The 18968-nt window shown below is 72.2% G+C and carries 17 protein-coding genes and 1 tRNA gene; 11 read left to right on the top strand and 7 right to left on the bottom strand.

Annotation, left to right across the window (positions count from 1 at the left end; genetic code table 11):
* Nucleotides 1-38 precede the first annotated feature (38 nt).
* Nucleotides 39-914: a CDP-alcohol phosphatidyltransferase family protein gene (locus AB0K03_RS04200; RefSeq protein WP_364680218.1), complete on the bottom strand. Its 876-nt coding sequence runs from the start codon at nucleotides 912-914 to the stop codon at nucleotides 39-41.
* Between the two features lie 133 nt (nucleotides 915-1047).
* Between AB0K03_RS04200 and AB0K03_RS04195 the strand changes: the two genes are divergently transcribed.
* The 3 genes from AB0K03_RS04195 (at nucleotide 1048) to AB0K03_RS04185 (ending at nucleotide 4530) form a co-directional block, all read left to right on the top strand.
* Nucleotides 1048-3138 (top strand): TRAP transporter fused permease subunit, encoded by a 2091-nt coding sequence (locus AB0K03_RS04195; RefSeq protein WP_364680215.1) that lies wholly within the window; start codon nucleotides 1048-1050, stop codon nucleotides 3136-3138.
* Nucleotides 3135-4130 carry a TAXI family TRAP transporter solute-binding subunit gene (locus tag AB0K03_RS04190; protein WP_364680212.1) on the top strand — a complete coding sequence of 332 codons (996 nt, stop codon included), beginning with the start codon at nucleotides 3135-3137 and terminating at the stop codon, nucleotides 4128-4130. The genes AB0K03_RS04195 and AB0K03_RS04190 overlap by 4 nt, the downstream gene beginning before the upstream one ends.
* A 326-nt stretch (nucleotides 4131-4456) precedes the next feature.
* Nucleotides 4457-4530 (top strand) — tRNA-Arg (locus AB0K03_RS04185).
* A 17-nt stretch (nucleotides 4531-4547) separates the two neighbouring features.
* Here AB0K03_RS04185 and AB0K03_RS04180 read toward each other — a convergent pair.
* The 4 genes from AB0K03_RS04180 to AB0K03_RS04165 all read right to left on the bottom strand — a co-directional run bounded on the left by AB0K03_RS04180 (nucleotide 4548) and on the right by AB0K03_RS04165 (nucleotide 8766).
* Nucleotides 4548-4952, bottom strand: a complete 405-nt coding sequence (locus tag AB0K03_RS04180) for a hypothetical protein (RefSeq protein ID WP_364680209.1) — start codon at nucleotides 4950-4952, stop codon at nucleotides 4548-4550.
* Nucleotides 4953-5248: 296 nt separating this feature from the next.
* Nucleotides 5249-6778: a vanadium-dependent haloperoxidase gene (locus AB0K03_RS04175; RefSeq protein ID WP_364680207.1), complete on the bottom strand. Its 1530-nt coding sequence runs from the start codon at nucleotides 6776-6778 to the stop codon at nucleotides 5249-5251.
* 131 nt (nucleotides 6779-6909) lie between these two features.
* A complete protein-coding gene (locus tag AB0K03_RS04170) occupies nucleotides 6910-7704 on the bottom strand; it encodes an SDR family oxidoreductase (RefSeq protein WP_364680205.1) in 795 nt (264 codons plus the stop codon).
* A gap of 48 nt (nucleotides 7705-7752) precedes the next feature.
* The gene (locus AB0K03_RS04165) at nucleotides 7753-8766 is read right to left on the bottom strand and encodes an acyl-CoA desaturase (RefSeq protein ID WP_364680202.1); all 1014 of its coding nucleotides are present in this window, start codon (nucleotides 8764-8766) and stop codon (nucleotides 7753-7755) included.
* A 108-nt stretch (nucleotides 8767-8874) separates the two neighbouring features.
* On the opposite strand from AB0K03_RS04165, the gene AB0K03_RS04160 reads away from it, so the two are divergent.
* The 3 genes from AB0K03_RS04160 to AB0K03_RS04150 all read left to right on the top strand — a co-directional run bounded on the left by AB0K03_RS04160 (nucleotide 8875) and on the right by AB0K03_RS04150 (nucleotide 11560).
* Nucleotides 8875-10161 (top strand): sensor histidine kinase, encoded by a 1287-nt coding sequence (locus AB0K03_RS04160; protein ID WP_364680200.1) that lies wholly within the window; start codon nucleotides 8875-8877, stop codon nucleotides 10159-10161.
* The gene (locus tag AB0K03_RS04155) at nucleotides 10113-10748 is read left to right on the top strand and encodes a response regulator transcription factor (RefSeq protein ID WP_364680197.1); all 636 of its coding nucleotides are present in this window, start codon (nucleotides 10113-10115) and stop codon (nucleotides 10746-10748) included. The genes AB0K03_RS04160 and AB0K03_RS04155 overlap by 49 nt, the downstream gene beginning before the upstream one ends.
* Before the next feature lie 101 nt (nucleotides 10749-10849).
* Nucleotides 10850-11560, top strand: a complete 711-nt coding sequence (locus AB0K03_RS04150; RefSeq protein WP_364680194.1) for an SDR family oxidoreductase — start codon at nucleotides 10850-10852, stop codon at nucleotides 11558-11560.
* A gap of 20 nt (nucleotides 11561-11580) precedes the next feature.
* Here AB0K03_RS04150 and AB0K03_RS04145 read toward each other — a convergent pair whose 3' ends face one another.
* Nucleotides 11581-12633 (bottom strand): oxidoreductase, encoded by a 1053-nt coding sequence (locus AB0K03_RS04145; protein ID WP_364680191.1) that lies wholly within the window; start codon nucleotides 12631-12633, stop codon nucleotides 11581-11583.
* A 91-nt stretch (nucleotides 12634-12724) separates the two neighbouring features.
* On the opposite strand from AB0K03_RS04145, the gene AB0K03_RS04140 reads away from it, so the two are divergent.
* The 5 genes from AB0K03_RS04140 to AB0K03_RS04120 all read left to right on the top strand — a co-directional run bounded on the left by AB0K03_RS04140 (nucleotide 12725) and on the right by AB0K03_RS04120 (nucleotide 18359).
* A complete protein-coding gene (locus tag AB0K03_RS04140) occupies nucleotides 12725-13309 on the top strand; it encodes an antibiotic biosynthesis monooxygenase (protein WP_364680189.1) in 585 nt (194 codons plus the stop codon).
* Nucleotides 13310-13370: 61 nt separating this feature from the next.
* Nucleotides 13371-15203, top strand: a complete 1833-nt coding sequence (locus AB0K03_RS04135; RefSeq protein WP_364680188.1) for a sensor domain-containing diguanylate cyclase — start codon at nucleotides 13371-13373, stop codon at nucleotides 15201-15203.
* 18 nt (nucleotides 15204-15221) lie between these two features.
* Nucleotides 15222-16181, top strand: coding sequence for a non-homologous end-joining DNA ligase (gene ligD / locus AB0K03_RS04130; RefSeq protein WP_364680185.1), 960 nt, complete (start codon nucleotides 15222-15224; stop codon nucleotides 16179-16181).
* Between the two features lie 54 nt (nucleotides 16182-16235).
* Nucleotides 16236-17435, top strand: a complete 1200-nt coding sequence (locus AB0K03_RS04125) for a S8 family peptidase (protein ID WP_364680183.1) — start codon at nucleotides 16236-16238, stop codon at nucleotides 17433-17435.
* Between the two features lie 153 nt (nucleotides 17436-17588).
* Complete coding sequence (locus tag AB0K03_RS04120) at nucleotides 17589-18359, top strand: hypothetical protein (RefSeq protein ID WP_364680180.1); 771 nt, start codon at nucleotides 17589-17591, stop codon at nucleotides 18357-18359.
* 9 nt (nucleotides 18360-18368) lie between these two features.
* On the opposite strand, the gene AB0K03_RS04115 is transcribed toward AB0K03_RS04120, so the two are convergent.
* The gene (locus tag AB0K03_RS04115) at nucleotides 18369-18947 is read right to left on the bottom strand and encodes a hypothetical protein (RefSeq protein ID WP_364680178.1); all 579 of its coding nucleotides are present in this window, start codon (nucleotides 18945-18947) and stop codon (nucleotides 18369-18371) included.
* Nucleotides 18948-18968: the final 21 nt, after the last annotated feature.

Raw genomic sequence — 18968 nt, 5'->3', positions numbered from 1 at the left:
CACCCCCACATGGGGGTGGCCGATCAGGACCAACGGCACTACCGGTGGGGGGCCGGGCTGAGCTTGCGGTCCGCGTCCTGCGGCTGCGCCGGGGCCGCCGCGCTCACCGCGGCCGCCGCGTGTTCCCGGGCGAGGGCCACCGGGAACGCCCGGGTCGCCTGCCAGAGCCGGAAGACGAGGAACAGCTCGAAGGCGAGCAGGAGCGCGCCCGCCACGATCGGCGTCTGGATCACCCAGCCGGTCAGCGGGCCGACGATGAACACGGCCATCTCGAACTCGATGCCGCTGACCAGGTGCGTCCGGATCCGGTGCGAGTGCAGCAGGTGACGCACGCGGGCGCGGGGGCCGTGCGGGATCACCTGGGCGGCGGGGTCGTCCGGGCCCGGCGGCGGGACCGGGCCGCGGGCCTCGACGAGCTGGTCGCGCATGCTCTGGCGGACCTTCGCCATCTGCTGCGAGTTCAGGTAGCGGGACAGGTCCAGGAAGACCACGACCGCCAGGACCCACATGTACGCGCTCGAGCCGGTCCTCGCGTACTGGCCGCCGAACAGGGCCAGCGCGCAGCCGAAGACGCGCAGACGGTCGAACATGAAGTCGAACCACGTGCCGAACAGGGAGCCCGTGCCGTTCAGCCGGGCGATCTTGCCGTCCATGCAGTCGACGATGAAGCTCACGTGGAACAGCAGCGCGCCCGCGACGAGCCACCAGCGGTCCTGCATCGCGAAGCAGGCGGCCGCGCCGAGGCCGAAGAGCGTGGCCACCCCGGTGAGCAGGTTCGGGGTGATCCGGCGGTACGGCGAGACGAGCCGGACGAGCCGGACCGCCACGGGATCGACGAGCAGCACCGTCCACCACGCGTCGCGGTCCTTGTAGGTCTGCTCGCGGATCTCCTGCAGCGATGAACGTCGCACCATAACCCCAATCAACGCGGCGATCGGGTTCCCGGAAACTACTTTTGCCCTTTTTGTGACTCTGTCCGTACAGCCGTCATCCGCCGCCGCGGAAATGTCACGTTACAAGAAGCGCCCTGCATAGTAGCGTCCTTCCATGGTCAACCGTCGATGTCCGGTCGACCGTGCGACGGCCCCCGGCGAGCCCGTCGGACCGGTGTCCACGGCGGCCACGGCCGCCCCCGCCGACGCCGACCACGAGCCGCCGGCCGTCCACTACGACGAGGAGGAGCGCCCGGCCCGGGCCCTCGGCGGCAAAGTCGGCGCCGGGGTCGCGACCGTCGCCTTCGCCGTCGCGCTGCTCGTGCTGTGGCAGGTCTTCCGGCCCCTGGCGCAGGGCAGCCAGTACTACCTGATCGTCTTCCTCGCCGGCACGCTGCCGCTCGCCTTCCTCGTCTACCGCAGCGGCCTGCCCGGCGCCGCCCGCAGACACCCGAACCGGCCCACCGCCGGCGACTGGATCCTGGCCGTGGCCACCCTGCTCGTCTGCCTGTACCCGCTCAACCCGCTCACCGGCGGTTACAACGGCTTCCTCGACCGCCAGGGCCTGCTCGACACCTCCGACGTCATCGCCGGCGCGGTGCTGCTGGTGCTCGTCGTCGAGGCGTGCCGGCGGACGACCGGGCTCGCCCTGCCGATCGTGTGCCTCGGCTTCCTGGCGTACGGCTACTACGGCGGTCTGCTGCCGCAGAGCTGGACCATCGCGCACTCGGGGCTCGACTTCGCCCAGATCGTCGACGCGCTCTACAACTCGGCGAGCGGCTTCTACGGCACTCCGCTGGACGTCGCGGCCACCTACATCGTGCTGTTCACGATCTACGGGGCGGTGCTGGACCTGTCCGGGGCGAGCCGCTTCTTCGTCGACCTGTCCGTCGCCGCCTTCCGCAAGTCGCGCGGCGCGGCCGGCCGTACGGCTGTCGCCGCGGGCTTCCTGCTCGGCACCGTGTCCGGATCCGGGACCGCGACCGCCGTCAGCGTCGGCGCGGTGACCTGGCCGATGCTGCGCCGGGCCGGCTACCCGCCGGAGCAGGCCGGCGGGATGCTCGCCGCGGCGGGCGTCGGCGCGATCCTGTCGCCGCCGACGCTCGGGGCCGCGGCGTTCATCGTCGCGGAGTACCTCGACGTCTCCTACCTGACCGTGCTCGGCTGGGCGATGATCCCCACGGTCCTCTACTACCTGGGCATCCTGCTCGCCGTCGAGATCGACGTGCGGCGCTTCGGGGTACGGGCCGTCGAGGCGCCCACGCTCGGCGCGCTGCGGCTGCTGGCCCGCTTCGGATACCACTTCTCGTCGCTCGTGCTCATCGTCGTGCTGCTCGCCCTCGGGCAGAGCGCCACCCGCGCGGTGGTGTACGCGACCGTGCTGGCGGCGGCCCTGTCCTTCCTCGACCGCAAGGCGTGGCTGACGCCGCAGCGGCTGTTCGCGGCGCTGTCCGCGGGCGTACGCGGAGTCCTGCCCGTCGTGGCCGTCTGCACCGCGGCCGGCATCATCACCGCGACCACGACGAAGACCGGCCTCGGCGCGCAGCTGGCATCGCTGCTGGTCAGCGGCGCCCGCGCGATCACCGAGAACCCGGTGGCGGTGCTGGCGCTCACGGTGGTCCTGGCCGCTGTCGCGCTCGCCCTGCTCGGCCTCGCCGTGCCGGTGACCGCCAGCTTCATCATCGGCTGGGTCATCATCGGCCCGGCCCTGCTCGGCCTCGGGGTGTCCGCGCCGGCCGCCGCCATGTTCGTCTTCTACTACTCGGTGCTCTCCGAGGTCACGCCCCCGACGGCCCTGGCGGCGGTCGGCGCGAGCGCGATCACGGGCGGCCGGGCGGTGCCCACGATGTGGCAGGCCCTCAAGTACGCGCTGCCGGCCTTCCTGGCGCCGATCGCCTTCGTGCTCACGGATCCGGGGGAGTACCTGCTGGCCCGCGGCCCGATCACCGGGATCCTGTGGGCCACCGCCGTCGCGGCCCTCGCGGTGGCCGGGCTCGCGGTGGCGACCGGGGCCTGGGTGTCGGGCATCGGGCCCGCGGGTACGCCCAGCCGCATCCTCGGCGGCCTCGCGGGACTGCTCCTGCTCTACCTGGCGCCGTGGACCATCGCGACCGGCGCAGTGGCGCTGGCTCTGGCCGCCGGCATCGCGTACGTCCGGCGGCCACAAGAAGATCGTTCGCAGCTGACGGGGAGGACTCGAGCATGAAGAAGGCATGGGCCTGGGCGGCGGTCGCCACGCTGGCGCTCACCGGGTGCGGGGGCAAACAGGACGCGGCCGACACCGACACCGGCGGGGCGATCACCTGTGACGTCGCCAAGGAGACCCGCGTCGGCATCGCCACCGGCAACTCCACCGGCGTCTACTTCGCGCTGGGCAACGCGTACGCGGAACAGATCGGCGCCACCGGCGGCAAGCTGAAGGCGACCGCCTCGGAGACCGGCGCCTCCGTGCAGAACATCCAGCAGCTCGTCGCGGGCGAGTTCGACGTGGCGTTCTCGCTCGCCGACAGCGCGGCCGACGCGGTCAACGGCACCAACAGCTTCACCGCGAAGCAACCCGTGCAGGCGCTGGCCCGCATCCACACCAACTACACCCAGGTCATCGTCCGGAAAGCGGCCGGCATCAAGGACGTCGCGGGAATGCGCGGCAAACGTGTCTCCACCGGCTCCCCGAAATCCGGCACCGAGGTCATCGCCAACCGCGTGCTGACCGCGGCGGGCCTCGACCCGGCCAAGGACGTCCAGGCGCAGCGGCTCGACCTCGCCAAGACCGTCGACGGCATGAAGGAGGGCTCGATCGACGCGCTGTTCTGGTCCGGCGGCCTGCCCACCCCCGGCATCACGGACCTGCTGACCACGGCGGGCGACCAGGTCCAGTTCCTCGACGTGACGCCGGTCCTCGCGGACCTCAAGAAGATCAATCCGGTGTACGAGCAGGGCACGATCCCCGCGGCCACGTACAAGTCGGCGGCGGACGTGAACACCATCGTGGTCCCGAACCTTTTGCTGGTCCGCGAGAACCTGGACGCGAACGTCGCCTGCGTGCTGGCCAGGACGCTGTTCGAGAAGCAGCCCCAGCTCGCCCAGGCCAACGCGGCCGGCAAGGAGATCACCCTCGACAAGGCCCGCAGGACCGAACCGGTGACCCTGCACCGCGGCGCGGTCAAGGCCCTCGACGACCTGGGCGCGCCGAGGTAAATGCGTTGAGGGCGCTCGACCGGGCGCCCTAACGTATGCCCCGTCGCGCACGGGAGATCGGACCGGAGGGAGTTGGCATGCACGGTAGTACCGCGAAGCGAACACCCGGTCTGCGGATGTGCCGGGCCCGGCCCGAGCGACGACGCGGCTGATCACCGCGGTCGCCGCCCTCGGGACCGGTCCGCTTCGCAGACCTCGAGGGGCGGTGGCCGGTGCGGGCCGGCCACGGCGGGTAGGACGACCGCCGGGCTCGCCGGCAGGGAACACTTGCGCTACCCGGCCAACGCGCAGGCTCACCGCCCCCTCGGAACCCTTCTCCCCGTAACGCCCCCATGGCGCAGCTGGACAGCGCGCGACGCTACGAACGTCGAGGCCGCAGGTTCGACTCCTGCTGGGGGCGCCTCCGTCCGATGGTGGTCAGACGTTCTCGTGCCAGGGGTTGGCGAAGTCGCCGACGACGCCGCGCACCGCGACGGGGGGCCCGGCGTCCGCGGGGGCACCGGGCGGCCCCGCGACGGCACAACCGAACTGGGGAACGATCCGCCGCTGGATGTATCCGGACTCGAACCGCAGCTCGATACGGACATCCCCGGCCTCGCCGCCGTAGCAGGCGATGGCGTAGCCGGTGGACCAGTCGATGCTCAGCGTGCTCCGCTGCACGCCGTTCTCGTCGGTGATCGGCCAGGGCCCGCTGTCGGTCGGCGACGCACTCGCCGTGACGGGCCGGACGGGTGCTGCCTGGGCGGCGGTGGCCGACAGGCCGAACATCCCGGCCAGGATCGCGATCGCGGTCGCGACGGTGATCGCCTTGCGCGTCTTCATGGGTGCCCTCATGGGTTGGGGAAGCATGACGGGCACAACGTATGGAACGGAAGATAACGCCTGATATCAATATCGTCGGCTATCTCGCGTACCTCTGCGATCTGCATCACCCTGGCGAGCGGCGGTCCTGTCCTATGTGGTCGTACGGAGCCGGCCGCCGGCGATGTGGCTCGCCCGCGGCGACCACAGGAGCACCAACAGATCGACGATTTCCCCCGGGTTCGCGACGCCGCCCCACGTCACGCCCCTGTGACGGGAGGTGGCGCCCGGCTGCGATCGGGCGCCACCCTCGCCGACTAGTGGACGTACAGGTCGAAGACCGTGCGGTTGTTGCTGTGGACGCAGCGGTAGAACTCCCAGCGGTGTTCGTTGGAGAGCTGGCGTCCCGTGTTGTCACACTCGTTCCGGTTGGTGACGCCGGTCTTGTGCAGGTACAGCAGTTCTGAGTCGGAGCGGTTGTAGTACATGGCGTTGTCGACCGCGTACTCGCCCAGTTCGATGCCCGGGTTGAGGACGTTGTCCGCGTCGAAGTGCCAGTGCACGCCGAGCCAGAGCCGGCTGTGCGCGTTCTCGTCGGCCGCCGCGGAGAAGCTGGTGAAGGTGCGGGGGCCGCTGGCCATCGGGTCGTCGGTCGTGCCGGTGTAGGTGATGTCGTCCCGGCCGAACCAGTGCTTCATGACCTCGGCCCAGGTGTAGGCGAACGTCGCGTGGCCGGAGACGTACGCCGGGAACGGCGGGGAGAAGTGGCGGCCCTGCGCGTCGATCGACAGGGGCTCCCAGTTCGGGTCGGCCTCGGTGTCCGGGTTGCCGTCGCGGTCCGCCTGGTGGATGGCCATGTCGGGGCGCCACAGGTCGATGGCGCCGAGGAACTTGCGGTCCCAGGCGAGGATCGAGGCGTCCGCGAGGGCCGTCGCGACCTGGGCGAACAGCTTCACCTTCGAGGTGACCGGCACCTGCTGGCCGTCGGCGACGATCTGGGTGTGCTGCAGCAGCTGGCCCGGCGGCTTGTACGTGCCGTTCCCGTCGTTCGCCCAGAAGAAGGCTGCCTTCTTCTGGTCGGCGGTGCGTACGGTGGAGTTCGCCGCGCCGTACGCCTTGACCTCGTTGAACTGCTCGGCGTATTCGGGGCTGGCCAGCAACTGGGCGTACGTCTGGTAGCCGCCGGGCACGTCCGGGCGGAACTGGGATCCGCTCGCCATGACGAACGGGGTGACATTGCCCCAGTTCGGCGTGACGACGGGGCCGGAGGGTGTGGCCGGCTGCCAGGCGCCGACGGCGGTGTCCGGCGTGTAGGTCATCGCGTCGCCGGCGTGGTCGTCGGCGCGGCGCTGCAGCGTGGCCGCCGCGGTCTGCTGCCCGACCGACTGGCCCGCGGTCTGCTGGGCGGAGGCCGGGATGTCGGCTTGCGCCGTGGTCAGCTCGTCGTCGAAGTCGAAGCCGAGCGGGCCGAAGACACCGGTGAGCGCGTCGTGCGCGGCGTAGTCGATGGCGGTGTTGAAGTCACCGCCGCCGGCGACCTTCGACGTGTACGGCTGACCGAGACAGTCCGCCGCCCGCTGCGCGCAGAGCACGGAGTTCGCGGCGTCGTACATGGACACGTACATGATGGCCGCGGAGCGGGCGAGCGGGCCTGGGCCGATGTCCTCGGTCTCCCGGAACGTCTGCAGCAGCACGCCGTTCCAGTAGTTGACGTGGTCGGCGGGCCCGGCGGCGGCCGCCGGGCCGGCGGCGACCGCCTGCAGCGTCGTTGCGGACAGCGCCCCGGCCGCCAGGAGCGCGCCGAGCCGTCGCAGGCGCGTCGCGAAGGGTTTTCGGGCAGACAGCATCGTTTCAGACCTCCCCGTGAGTTGTGCGTCACTCTTGGTGACGCATGAGGCGACTCTACGAAGGGAGGCTGGAGGGTCATCGGCCGCCGATGGTGCCGAGATCCCTGACTGTTCAGCGGTTGACGATCGTCCTATGTGGTCGTACGGAGCCATCCGCCGTCGATGTAGTAGGTCGAGCCGACCGTGTAGCTCGCCCGCGGCGAGCACAGGAACACGAACAGATCGGCGATCTCCTTCGGGGCGGCGAACCGGCCGATCGGCGCGTTGTCGTCCGCGACCTTCTGCAGGTACGCCTCCCACGTCGTGTCCGTGCCGGCCGTGAGGAGCTTCGCCGTCTTCTGCCAGTCCGGCGTCATCACCAGCCCCGGGTTGACGGCGTTGACCCGAATGCCGTCGCCGATCAGCTCGTTGGCGAGGCACTTCGAGAACATCACCAGCGCGGCCTTGGTGACGTTGTAGATGGGCTCGTAGCCCAGCGGCTGCGTCGCGCAGATCGAGGCGTTGTGCAGGATCACCCCGCCGCCGCGGGCCTTCATGCCCGGCGCCAGGGCGCGGGCCAAGCGGACTGCCGCCATGACGTGCAGCTCCCAGTACGCCTGCCAGCGGTCGTCGGGCGCCTCGAGGATGGTCTCCTCGCTGCCGGTGCCGGCGTTGTTGACGAGGATGTCGGCCCCGCCGAACTCCTCGGCCACCGCCGTGGCGAGGGCCGCCACGCCGTCGGGGCGGGCGACGTCGGCGGGGACGGCGATCGCCCGTACGCCGAAGTCCGTGGCGATCGCCTCCACCACGGACCGCAGGCGTTGCTCGTCGCGGGCGCACAGCGCGAGGTGGGCGCCCTCGGCCGCGAGGCCGCGGGCGACCGCCAGGCCGATGCCGACGCTGCCGCCGGTGACCACGGCGACCTTGTCCCTGAGCTGAAGATCCATGGCGCCTCCCGGGCCGGTCCGTGCAAGCACCGTCGCACGAAACGGCGGTCACCGCAGCGGCGCGCCGACCTCGTGCAGGTGACGCAGGGCGATGCCGTACGACTCGAGCAGCCCGGTCACCTCGTAGGGCACCCCGATCTCCGCGCAGTACGCCTGCACGATCGGCTGCGCCCGGCGCAGGTTCGGCGTGGGCATCGCCGGGAACAGGTGGTGCTCGATCTGGTAGTTGAGGCCGCCCAGCGCGATGTCGACGATTCGGCCGCCCCGGACGTTGCGGGACGTGAGCACCTGCTTGCGCAGGAAGTCCTCGGAGCCGGTCGGATGTGGCATGCCCTTGTGGTTGGGTGCGAAGGTCATTCCCAGGTAGACGCCGAACAGGGCCTGGTGCACCGCGGCGAAGGCGAGCGCCTGCAGCGGGCTGAGCACGACCAGCAGCGCCGTCACGTACGCGATGAGATGAAGCGCGAGCAGCCCCGTCTCGAGCCCGCGGCGCTTGATGCCACCCGCGCGCAGGGCGTTGATGCTGTCCCGTTTGAGGCTGAGGCCCAGCAGGGTCAGCAGGGGGAAGAACAGCCACGCCTGGTGGCGGGTGAGCCGGCGGTTGAACCGTCCGCGCCGGTTGCCGGCCGCCTCGGTGGACCACACCAGCACCGCCGGCGTGACGTCCGGGTCGAGGTCGTCGTGGTTGGGGTTGGCGTGGTGCTTGGTGTGCTTGTCCATCCAGTAGCCGTAGCTCATGCCGATGGCCAGGTTCCCGGCGATCCGCCCGGCACGGGCGCTGGGCTCGTTGGTGCGGAACACCTGCCGGTGCGCGAGGTCGTGAGCCACCAGCGCCACCTGCGCGAAGGTCACCGCCAGGAACGCCGCGACGGCCAGTGTCCACCAGGACGAGCCGACGACCAGGAAGGCGGTCCACCCGCCGGCGAGCATCAGCGCCACGACGCTCAGCCGTACGGCGTAATAGCCGGGCTTGCGGGCCAGCAGGCCCGCGTCGGTGATCCGGCGGGCCAGCTCCGCGAAATCGCTGCCGGTCGCGGCCCGGGGTCGCTCGATCGTTGTCATGGGTCCAGCCTCGCGGCGGCGGCGGGCGCGGTCAGGAGTGCAGACCCCCGTGGAAGAGGGGTGCCAGCACTACCGCCTCACCCGGTGCGGTCGGCCGAGAATGACGGGATGGAGACGCGGGCTTGGGTACGCGACGGGCTGCGCGCCGTGGCCGACGGCGTGGCGGCCGTGGCGCTGGCGCTGACCAACTTCCCCCTGCTGGTGCTCTGGGTCGTGGCGCTCGCGCTCACCCCGGTCGCCGGCATCGGCATGGTGGCGTTGCCGTTCGTCACCTGGCTCGTACGCGGCCGGGCCGACCTGGCGCGCCGGCTGGCCGCCCGGGCCGGCGTGGTGATCGCCCGGCCGTACGCGCCGCGGCCGGAGAAGGCGCTGCCCGGCGGCTGGCGGCGGTACCGGTGGATCCTCACCGACCCGGCGACCTGGCGGGACCTGGCCTGGCTGCTCCCGGGTGGCGTCGCCGGTCTGGTCCTCGGAGTCCTGACCCTCGCCCTGCCCCTGTACGGCATCGAGGGCATCACCCTGCTGCCGCTGTGGCTCTCCCTCGGGCTGGACTCGTACGGCTACGGGCTCTACTGGCCCATTCAGAGCCTCGGCGAGGGCATGATGTCGCTGCCGCAGGGTGTGCTGATCCTGGCGGCCGGTGTCGCCGTCGCGCCCGGGCTGCGCTGGGTCGACGCGAGGTTCACCAAGCTGTTCCTCGCTCCGACGAAGGCCGCCGAGCTCCGGCTGCGCGTGGCGCAGCTGACCGAGACGCGAGCGGACACTGTGGACGCCCAGGCGGCCGAGCTGCGCCGCATCGAACGCGACCTGCACGACGGTGCGCAGGCCCGGCTGGTCTCGCTCGGCATGACGATCGGGCTCGCCGAGGAGATGCTGGAGCGCGACCCGGAGGCCGCGCGCAAGCTGCTTGCCGAGGCGCGCGAGGCCAGTGGTTCCGCGCTGGTCGAGCTGCGTCACCTCGTCCGCGGCATCCACCCTCCGGTGCTCGCGGAACGCGGCCTGGCCGGCGCCGTGCGCGCGTTCGCCCTCGGCCTGCCGATCCCGGTCGGGGTCGAGGCCGACCTGCCGGGCCGGCCCGAGACCCCGGTGGAGTCGGCCGCCTACTTCGCCGTCGCGGAGGCCCTGACCAATGTGGTCCGGCACAGCGGCGCGCACACCGCCGCGGTCTCCCTCCGGTACGCCGACGGCGGGCTCACGATGGTCGTGCTGGACGACGGACGCGGCGGCGCCGATCCGGACTCCGGCACCGGGCTGCGCGGCATCGGACGCCGGCTCGCGGCGTTCGATGGCACGATGACGCTGTCCTCGCCGCCCGGCGGGCCGACCGTCGTCACCATGGAGCTCCCGTGCGCGTTGTCATCGCCGAAGACCTCGCACTCCTCCGTGAGGGCCTGACGCGGATCCTCACGGCGTTCGATCTCGAGGTCGTCGAGGCGGTCGACACCGGGCCGGCGCTGCTGCCCGCCCTGCTGCGGCACCGGCCCGACGTCGCCGTGGTGGACGTACGGCTGCCGCCCACGTTCACCGACGAGGGCCTGCAGGCCGCGATCGCCGCCCGCGCCGAGGTGCCCGGGCTGCCCGTGCTCGTCCTCTCCCAGCACGTCGAGCCGCTGTACGCGCGGGAGCTGCTGACCGACCGCCGCGGCGGCGTCGGCTACCTCCTCAAGGACCGCGTCTCCGACGTGGCCCAGTTCGTCGACGCCGTACGCCGGGTCGCGGCGGGCGGCACCGCGATGGACCCGGAGGTCGTGTCGCAGCTGCTCGCCCGGCGCCCGCCGCTCGCCGCGCTCACCCCGCGCGAACGCGAGGTGCTCGGCCAGATGGCCGAGGGCCGCTCCAACGCGGCGATCGCGGCGAAGCTGTTCATCACCGAGAAGGCGATCAGCAAGCACATCAACAACATCTTCACCAAGCTGTCGATGCCGCCCTCCGACGACGACAACCGCCGGGTGCTCGCCGTCCTCGCCTATCTCAACGCGTGACCGGCCGGCCGCTCATGCGCAGTCGCAGATCCCCGATACGCACAGTGATCTACCTCGCAACCCTTGCCTCTGACGTCAACGTGAGGTTTTAGCGTGGCGGCATGCAGATCAACGGCACGAAAGCTCTCGTCACCGGCGCCAACCGCGGTCTCGGCAAGGCCTTCGCCGAGGCGCTCCTCGCCCGCGGCGCGGCCACCGTGTACGCCACCGCCCGCCGCCCCGACCGCATCGACATCCCCGGCGTCGTCCCCCTGCAGCTGGACATCACCGACCCGGCGTCCATCGACGCCGCGGCAGCCGAGGTGGGCGATCTCGACATCCTGGTCAACAACGCCGGCATCTCCACCGACGCCCCGCTGCTCGGCCCGTCGATCGACGACATCCGCCGCGAGTTCGAGACCAACTTCTGGGGCACGCTGGCCGTCACCCGCGCCTTCGCCCCCCGGCTCGCCGGCGGCGCCATCCTCAACGTCATCTCGGCGCTGAGCTGGTACGCCTTCGCCCCCAGCAGCAACGGCTACGCCGCCTCCAAGGCCGCGGAATGGTCACTCACCAACGGCGTCCGGCTCGAGCTGGCCGACCAGAAGACCCAGGTCACCGCCCTGGCCCTGGCGATCGCCGACACCGACATGATGGCCGGCTACGACATCCCCAAACTCCCGCCCCACGAGGTGGTCGGCATGGCCCTGGACGGGCTGGAAGCGGGCAAGCTCGAGGTGATCGCTGACCGGCCCACCGCCAACGTCAAGGCATCCCTCTCCCAGGACCCCGCCCTCTTCTACGCCGACATCCCCGGCGCCCTCTTCGGCTGACACAGTCCACCGAACGTCGCCTATCGACGCCAGGTCAGCGTCGCCACGCGGCCCTGTTCGCCGGATGCCCAGCACGCTCCCCGCACGCATCGCACCGCGTCGAAGCTGCCGCTGTCGAACTCCGTCCACGTGCGGCCTCCGTCGCGGCTGATGTCGCTGCCGGTGGGCCCGGCCGCGAGGGCCGTACGCGAACTCAGCCAGGCCGCGCCCGAGCGGTATTCGCCGGGCTCCTCGGCCGCGGGGCTCCAGGTGCGGCCGCCGTCACGGGTGGTCGCGGCGGCGTCCGGAGCGGTCTCCGGCACGGCGTAGTCACCGCCGACCGCGATGCCGTGGCGCGGGTCGCGGAAGGCGAGGCTGTAGACGCCCGCGCTCGGGCCGCTCGGGATGCCGCTGTCGGTGACCTGCCAGGTGCGGCCGCCGTCCGCCGTGGTGAAGACCCGGGCGCGCGCACCGCCGCCGGTGGCGAACCAGGCCCGGCCGGCGCCGCCGTGTCCCGCCGTCACCAGGCAGGTGCCGCTCGCGGCGAACGCGAACTCGCCGGGCAGCGCGTCCGGCATGCCGGCGGTGGGCCGCACCGACCAGGAGCGGCCGCCGTCGGCCGTGGCGAGGATGCGGAACTTGCCGCCGACGGGGTCCGACAGGGCCAGGCCGTGGCGGCGGTCCAGGAACGCGACGCAGTCGTAGAACGCCGCCGGGTCGTCGTTGCGGAACGTCTCCGCCCAGGTGCGGCCGCCGTCGGAGGTGGCGTACAGGCGGGACTGGTCGCCCTCACCGATGGTCAGCGCGACGGCGTGGCCGGCGTCGAACGCCTCGATGTCGCGGAACTGCAGCTCCGCCGTACCCGGGGGATCCACCCGCTGCCAGGAGCGCGCGCCGTCGACCGTACGCAGAATCGTGCCGCCGGAACCGGCCACCCAGGCGACCCGGTCGCTGACCGGCGCGAGCCCGCGGAAGCGGGCCGTGACGCCCGTGTCGGAGAGCCGCCACGCCGGGGCCGGGGCGCCCGTGGTGAAGCCGCCCGCGGCGGCGAGGGTGACCAGGCCGAGCGCGGCCATCGAGAGCTTTCGAATCATGCCCGGAACCTACTCCTCGCCGGGCTCGGACGCGCTCTTCGTCACAGCCGGAGGCTGCCCGTTCGTAACACCGGCGACCGACGATAGGGGTATGCAGACCGCGATCCACCAGCTTCCCGTCACCGTGGCGATCACCCGCCGGGCCGACCCGTCCCGCACCGCGGAGATGCTCGCGTGGGTCCGCGCCGGCGCGGCGCTGGCCGAGGATTTCCCCGGCTTCCTCGGGGTCGGCTGGATCCGTCCGGGGCCCGGCTCGACGGACTGGCACATGCTGTACCGCTTCGCCGACGCGGAGGCGCTGCGGGTCTGGGAGGAGTCGTCGCAGCGGCGCTGGTGGCTGTCGTCCGCGCAGGGCATGGTCGAGCACACCCGGGTCGAGAAGCGTACGGGCATCGAAGGCTGGTTCGACCCGCCGCGCGAGCACTCCGTGGCCGAGCCGGCCCCCGCCGCCCCGCCCCGCTGGAAGCAGGCGGTCACCATCTGGGTGGGGTTCTTCCCGCTGAGCCTGCTGTCGGCGGTGACGCTCGGGCACCTGCTCGCCGGGCAGCACGTCGTGGTGCGCACGCTGGCCTCCACCCTCGCGCTGACGCCGCTGATGACGTACGTCGTCCTGCCCCGGGTCACCGGCTCCCTGCAGTGGTGGCTGCAGGGCCGCCCGGCGCCGTGGCGACGGTGACCGGGGACTTCTCAGGTCGGCCCGGAGGCGCCCGATGGTCTCCTGGAGAGGAGGCCAATCGATGCGGCTGCGCAACTGGATCGCCGTGGTCGTCAGCGTGCTGTTGCTGGTGGCCGTCGGCATCGTCGGCGTGGTCGTGAACCGGTCGGCGCTGCGGGCGGCGGACACGGTGCACCGCGCCGACTCACAGGCGCTCGCGGTCAACAACGCGACCCTCGCCGGGCAGATGCAGCTGCTCTCCGCCAAGGAGCTCAGCGAGTTCGCCCAGACCCGGACCTTCGACCTCGGCGCCGGGCACGCCGGCGACCTGCGGGCCCTCGAGGCGTACGTGCGCAAGTCGGCGCAGTTCCCGTACGGGGCGGCGATCACCGGCCTGGACGGCACCGTGCTCAACGCCACCCGGACGAACCCGCTGCCCGACCCGAGCGACCCCGGCTACCAGGTCATGCGCGGACTGCTGCTCAGCGGCAAGCCGGGCTTCTCCTCGCTGATGAGCGTGTACGACGGCAGCGGCCACAAGGTCGCCGTCGAGGCGGTCGCCGTCCCCATCCGGGTCGGCGGGGCCGTGGCCGCGGTCCTCGTCGGCTTCAACAAGCTCGCGGACACGACGCTGCAGGCGTACACGGCGCGGCTGAAGTCCGACGCGCACCGGACCATCGTCATCGACAGCGCGGGCGCCGCCCTGTTCGCCAGCGAGGCGTCCCTGATCGGGACGAAGATCAACCCGGCCGTCGTGGCGGCGGCCAAGGCCAACCCGGCCGGCTCGACGTTCGTCGAGTACCGCTCGGGCAAGACCGACATGATCGCCATCGTGGTCACCGGGGACGTGCTGCCGGGCGGCTGGGCGTACGTCCGGATCCAGACGATGGCGTCGTTCGACGGCGCGGTGCACAGCCGCAGCCAGACCATCAACGTGACGCTGCTCGCGATGCTGCTGATCGGCGCGGTCGGGATCTCGATCCTGGGTTACCGCACCCAGGTGCAGCGCCGGCGCGCGGACGAGAAGTTCCAGGCGTTGTTCCAGCACGCCCCCGACATGGTCGCCGTGCTCGACGCCGACGGGCGGGTCGCCTACTCCAGCCCGAGTGCCGCGTCGGTGCTGCACTTCCCGGCGGGCTCGCTGCAGGGCAGCAGCGTCTTCGAGCTGGTGCACCCCGAGGACCGGCAGCGGATGATGAGCGCCTTCGAGCGCCTGCTCGGCGAGCGCAACGGGGTGCTGCGGCTGCAGACCCGTATCCTCAACTCCACCGGCAAGGCGACCTGGTTCGAGTTCACCGCGTCCAACCAGATGCACAACCCGGCCCTCACCGGCATCGTCATCAACGCCCGCGACGTCTCCGAGAACCGCGCGTTCCAGGAGCGGCTGGCGCACGAGGCGCAGCACGACGCGCTGACCGGGCTGCCGAACCGCCGCCGCATGCAGGACGCGCTGAGCTCGTCGCTGCGGCAGGAGTCGGTCGGGGTGCTCTTCGTGGACCTGGACGGCTTCAAGCCGGTCAACGACGCGTACGGCCACGAGGCCGGCGACGAGCTGCTGCGCCAGGTCGCCGAGCGGCTGAGCGCCTGTGTCCGCGCCAACGACGTTTTGTCCCGCGTCGGCGGCGACGAGTTCGTCGTGCTCATGCCGGGCATCACCGACCGGTCCGACGCCGACGCGATGAGCGAGCGGGTCCGGCTGTGCGTGGAGCGCCCGTTCCTCGTGCTGGGCAACGAGGTCACCATCGGCGCCAGCGTCGGCGTGCACCTGGCCGGCGCGGCGGACGACCCCGACCAGGCACTGCGCGCCGCCGACCACGCCATGTACGCGGTCAAGCACCGCGGTGGCGGCCGGGCCGCAGCGATCCCCGAGCAGCGCGATCCGATCCACGTGGGACGGCACCGCGCGGACGACTGACCGGCTACGTTGAGATCCATGGCCACGAAGCCGCCCGCGATCGAGGTGGAGGCGGGGGAGCACACCGTACGGGTCTCGAACCCGGACCGGGTGTACTTCCCCGAGCTCGGCCTGACCAAGCTGGACCTCGTCAACTACTACCGGAGCGTCGGCGACGGCATCGTCCGCGCGCTGCGGGAACGGCCGTGCATGCTGCACCGCTTCCCCGACGGCCTGGCCGGCGAGAAGGTCCATCAGAAGCGGGTGCCGCACGGCGCGCCGCCCTGGCTGCAGACCGTCCGGGTCACGTTCCCGCGCTACAACCGGCACGCCGACGAGCTGTGCGTGACGCAGCTCGGCGACGTGATCTGGGCCGTGCAGATGTCGACCGTGGAGTTCCACCCGTGGAACTCGCGCCGCGCCGACACCGAGCGGCCGGACGAGTGGCGCATCGACCTCGACCCGATGCCCGAGTGCGACTTCGCCACCGTACGCCGCGTCGCGCACGTGGCCCGCGAGGTCCTCGACGAGCTGGGCATCACGGGCTACCCGAAGACCTCGGGCGGCCGGGGCCTGCACGTGTACGTCCGCATCAAGCCCGAGCACGGCTTCGGCGACGTACGCCGGGCCGCGCTCGCCTTCGCGCGCGAGGTGGAACGCCGGGCCCCCGACGACGTCACGACGACGTGGTGGCGCAAGGACCGGGACCCGCGGAAGCTGTTCGTCGACTTCAACCAGAATGCGCGCGACCACACGATCGCCAGCGCGTACTCGGTGCGCGGCAACCAGCGGGGGACGGTCTCCACCCCGATCCGGTGGGCGGAGGTCGACGACGTGGAGCCGGACGACTTCACCCTGCAGACGGTGCCCGCGCGCTTCGCCGAGCTCGGTGATCTGCACGCGACGATCGACGACCTCGCGTACGACTTGCGGCCGTTGCTCGAATGGGCAGATCGCGACGAGAAAGCCGGGCTGGAAGCGCCCGCGGAGGCCGACTGAATATTCTCAGGCGTCGATGGGGTGGTCCTGACCCCTTTGACCCCGGAGGCGTACATGCACAGGTCGATCCGGTGGACGGTCGCGGCCACAGCCGCCGTGACCCTGACAATGCTCGGCACTGCGGGACCCGCCACCGCGGCGCCCGCCGAGAAAGCCGTCCTCTCCGTCGCCGGCGCCGAGGTGGTGCCGGACAGCTACGTCGTCGTCCTCAAACAGGGCGGGCCGGTGGTCGCCGGGCAGGCGCGCACGCTCGCCAGGCGGCACGGCGCCACCGTGCAGCGGACGTACTCGCACGCCCTGCGCGGGTTCGCCGCCACCATGGGCGCGCAGCAGGCCCGCCGGATGGCCGCCGACCCGGCTGTCGCCTACGTGCAGCCGAACGTCGTGCACCGGGCCAGTGACACCCAGGCCGGCCCGCCCTCGTGGGGCCTCGACCGCATCGACCAGCGCAGCAGGCCGCTGAACTCGGCGTACACGTACTCGACCACCGCCTCGAACGTGCACGCTTACATCGTGGACACCGGCATCCGCACCACCCACCAGGACTTCGGCGGACGGGCCACGAGCGGCTTCGACGCCGTCGACGGGGGCGCGGCGGACGACTGCAACGGCCACGGCACACACGTCGCCGGGACGGTCGGCGGGACCTCGTACGGGGTCGCGAAGGGCGTGCAGCTCGTCGCCGTCCGCGTGCTCAACTGCCAGGGCAGCGGCACCACCGCGCAGGTCGTCGCCGGCATCGACTGGGTGACCGCGAACGCGGTGAAGCCCGCGGTCGCCAACATGAGCCTCGGCGGCGGCGCCGACACCGCGCTCGACGACGCGGTCGGCCGGTCGATCGCCTCCGGCGTCAGCTACTCGATCGCCGCGGGCAACGGGCTGTTCGGCCTCATCGCCCTCGACGCCTGCACCCAGTCCCCGGCCCGGGTGCCGGCCGCCATCACCGTGTCGGCCGTGGACGACAGCGACCGCAAGCCCAGCTGGCCCAACCGCGGCACGTGCGTCGACGTGTTCGCGCCGGGCATCGACATCACCTCCGCGTGGGGCACGGGCGACACCGCCACGAACACCATCAGCGGTACGTCCATGGCGACGCCGCACGTGGCCGGAGCGGCCGCGCTCTACCTGGCCACGCACCCGGCGGCGAGCGCGGCGGAGGTGCACGCGGCGATCGTGTCGAACGCGACGACCGGCGTCGTGACGAACCCGGGCTCCGGCTCACCCAACCGGCTTCTCTACACCGGCGCGTTCTGAGCACCGTCAAGGCGGCGGGCCGCGAATCCCTCGAAAGGGTTGTCCGCGGCTCGCCGCCATGACCCTGACATCGCAGGTCAGCCGGGCTTTTCCGGCCCCCGGGGAGGGTCGCGCCGGGTGGTCGCCGCGGAGGCGCGGTGTCAGCATGTGTCAATGCGTTCCGGCCACCCTCATCTCCCCGGCGAACGACCGTCGTGGTTCGACCCGGACTCCCGCGTCCCCGGGCCTCGCCGGCCCGAGCTGCCGGACCGGCCGCAGCAGCGCCGGGTGTCGGACTGGGCGGCCGCCTCCTGCGCGGAGATCGCCGGCGACGTCGTGCGCGGCGGGCTCTGGCGGTTCACCGAGGTGGTCGCCGACGTGCTCCACCCGGGCATCGGCGTCGCCGTCGCGGCCGCCCAGCGGGCCACCAAGTGGGGACCGCAGCTCTACGGCCTCAACGACGAGCGCGGCGCCGACGTCAAGATCGGCCTGGCCGGCTCGGAGAACCTCGGCCTCTGGGTGCTCTTCCGGACCCGGCTCGGCCAGTTCGACCCCGGCCCGCGCCCGGACTGGTGCACGGACCTGCCGGTCGGCCCGCTCGGCGGGGACGGCGTACGCCGCGACGCCGCGGTCATCTCCGGCGTGGAGGACGTGAAGCCCGCGGACGTGGCGCCGCTGCTGCTCGTGCCGCCGGCGGCCGGCGCCGACACCCGGCTGCTCGCCCGCATCGACGTGGCCCGCCGCAGCGGCGTGCTGGCCGTCGACCCCGGCGACGGGCGGTGGCAGCGCCGCCTGCACTTCACCGTCGTGCACCCGGCCCGCCGCCGCGCGGGCGACCACGAGCTGTACCGGGTGGTCTGCCCGGTGTGCGCACGCCGCCGCCTCGCGCAGTTCCGCGGTTTCGACGTGTGCTCCGACTGCGGCTGGCTCGCCGCCCAGTCGTGACGGCGCCCGTCAGACGGCCAGGCCCGACGCGACCGCCTCGTCGTACGTGAACTGCAACGGGCGCGCGTCGATGCCGAGCAGCTGCAGCATCTCGGCGTGCTGCTCCTCGGTGAACAGGTACTCGCCGGTCAGCACGGTCGTGAGGGCCCGCTCGTCCACCTCGCCGACCGCCAGCGGTGTGAACGCGGCCGGGTCGGCGCCGTACGGCCCGGCGGGCAGCGCGGCGGCCTCGGGATACTCGCGGCCGAGGAAGTCCACCTGGATCTCGTTGTCGTCGTCGTCCCAGGCCTCGGTGACGTACTCCTGGTCGGACAGGTAGTCGTGGTAGTTGCGGCCGTCGCGATACAGCCCGACCGCCATGACGTCGGAGTCGAACACGTTGAAGGACGCCGCGATCGCGCCCGCCGGCCGGCTCAGGAGCCGCGCCAGCTCCGCGGTCTCGGCATACCCGTCCTGCTGGAACGGCACCACGGCCCACCGCGCCGGGCCGGCCGGGATGACCGCCGCCCGCTGGCCCGAGGCGGCCACGGCCGCGCGTACGTCCGTCAGCTCGCCCGTGGCGAGAACCGTCTGATAGCTGCTACCCACGGCACGGCATCGTACGGGCCG

The organism is Actinoplanes sp. NPDC049316 (assembly GCF_040677315.1).
In the GTDB taxonomy this organism is placed as follows: Bacteria; Actinomycetota; Actinomycetes; order Mycobacteriales; family Micromonosporaceae; genus Actinoplanes.
This window is presented reverse-complemented; position numbering and strand designations above follow the sequence as displayed.

What these genes read in the sequence shown, in the direction of transcription:
- AB0K03_RS04150 (WP_364680194.1), top strand. Translation starts at nt 10,850, where the DNA reads ATGCAGATCAACGGCACGAAAGCTCTCGTCACCGGCGCCAACCGCGGT.
- AB0K03_RS04165 (WP_364680202.1), bottom strand. Translation starts at nt 8,766, where the DNA reads ATGACAACGATCGAGCGACCCCGGGCCGCGACCGGCAGCGATTTCGCG.
- ligD (WP_364680185.1), top strand. Translation starts at nt 15,222, where the DNA reads ATGGCCACGAAGCCGCCCGCGATCGAGGTGGAGGCGGGGGAGCACACC.
- AB0K03_RS04135 (WP_364680188.1), top strand. Translation starts at nt 13,371, where the DNA reads ATGCGGCTGCGCAACTGGATCGCCGTGGTCGTCAGCGTGCTGTTGCTG.
- AB0K03_RS04120 (WP_364680180.1), top strand. Translation starts at nt 17,589, where the DNA reads ATGCGTTCCGGCCACCCTCATCTCCCCGGCGAACGACCGTCGTGGTTC.
- AB0K03_RS04170 (WP_364680205.1), bottom strand. Translation starts at nt 7,704, where the DNA reads ATGGATCTTCAGCTCAGGGACAAGGTCGCCGTGGTCACCGGCGGCAGC.
- AB0K03_RS04125 (WP_364680183.1), top strand. Translation starts at nt 16,236, where the DNA reads ATGCACAGGTCGATCCGGTGGACGGTCGCGGCCACAGCCGCCGTGACC.
- AB0K03_RS04175 (WP_364680207.1), bottom strand. Translation starts at nt 6,778, where the DNA reads ATGCTGTCTGCCCGAAAACCCTTCGCGACGCGCCTGCGACGGCTCGGC.
- AB0K03_RS04190 (WP_364680212.1), top strand. Translation starts at nt 3,135, where the DNA reads ATGAAGAAGGCATGGGCCTGGGCGGCGGTCGCCACGCTGGCGCTCACC.
- AB0K03_RS04140 (WP_364680189.1), top strand. Translation starts at nt 12,725, where the DNA reads ATGCAGACCGCGATCCACCAGCTTCCCGTCACCGTGGCGATCACCCGC.
- AB0K03_RS04180 (WP_364680209.1), bottom strand. Translation starts at nt 4,952, where the DNA reads ATGAAGACGCGCAAGGCGATCACCGTCGCGACCGCGATCGCGATCCTG.
- AB0K03_RS04145 (WP_364680191.1), bottom strand. Translation starts at nt 12,633, where the DNA reads ATGATTCGAAAGCTCTCGATGGCCGCGCTCGGCCTGGTCACCCTCGCC.
- AB0K03_RS04200 (WP_364680218.1), bottom strand. Translation starts at nt 914, where the DNA reads ATGGTGCGACGTTCATCGCTGCAGGAGATCCGCGAGCAGACCTACAAG.
- AB0K03_RS04160 (WP_364680200.1), top strand. Translation starts at nt 8,875, where the DNA reads ATGGAGACGCGGGCTTGGGTACGCGACGGGCTGCGCGCCGTGGCCGAC.
- AB0K03_RS04195 (WP_364680215.1), top strand. Translation starts at nt 1,048, where the DNA reads ATGGTCAACCGTCGATGTCCGGTCGACCGTGCGACGGCCCCCGGCGAG.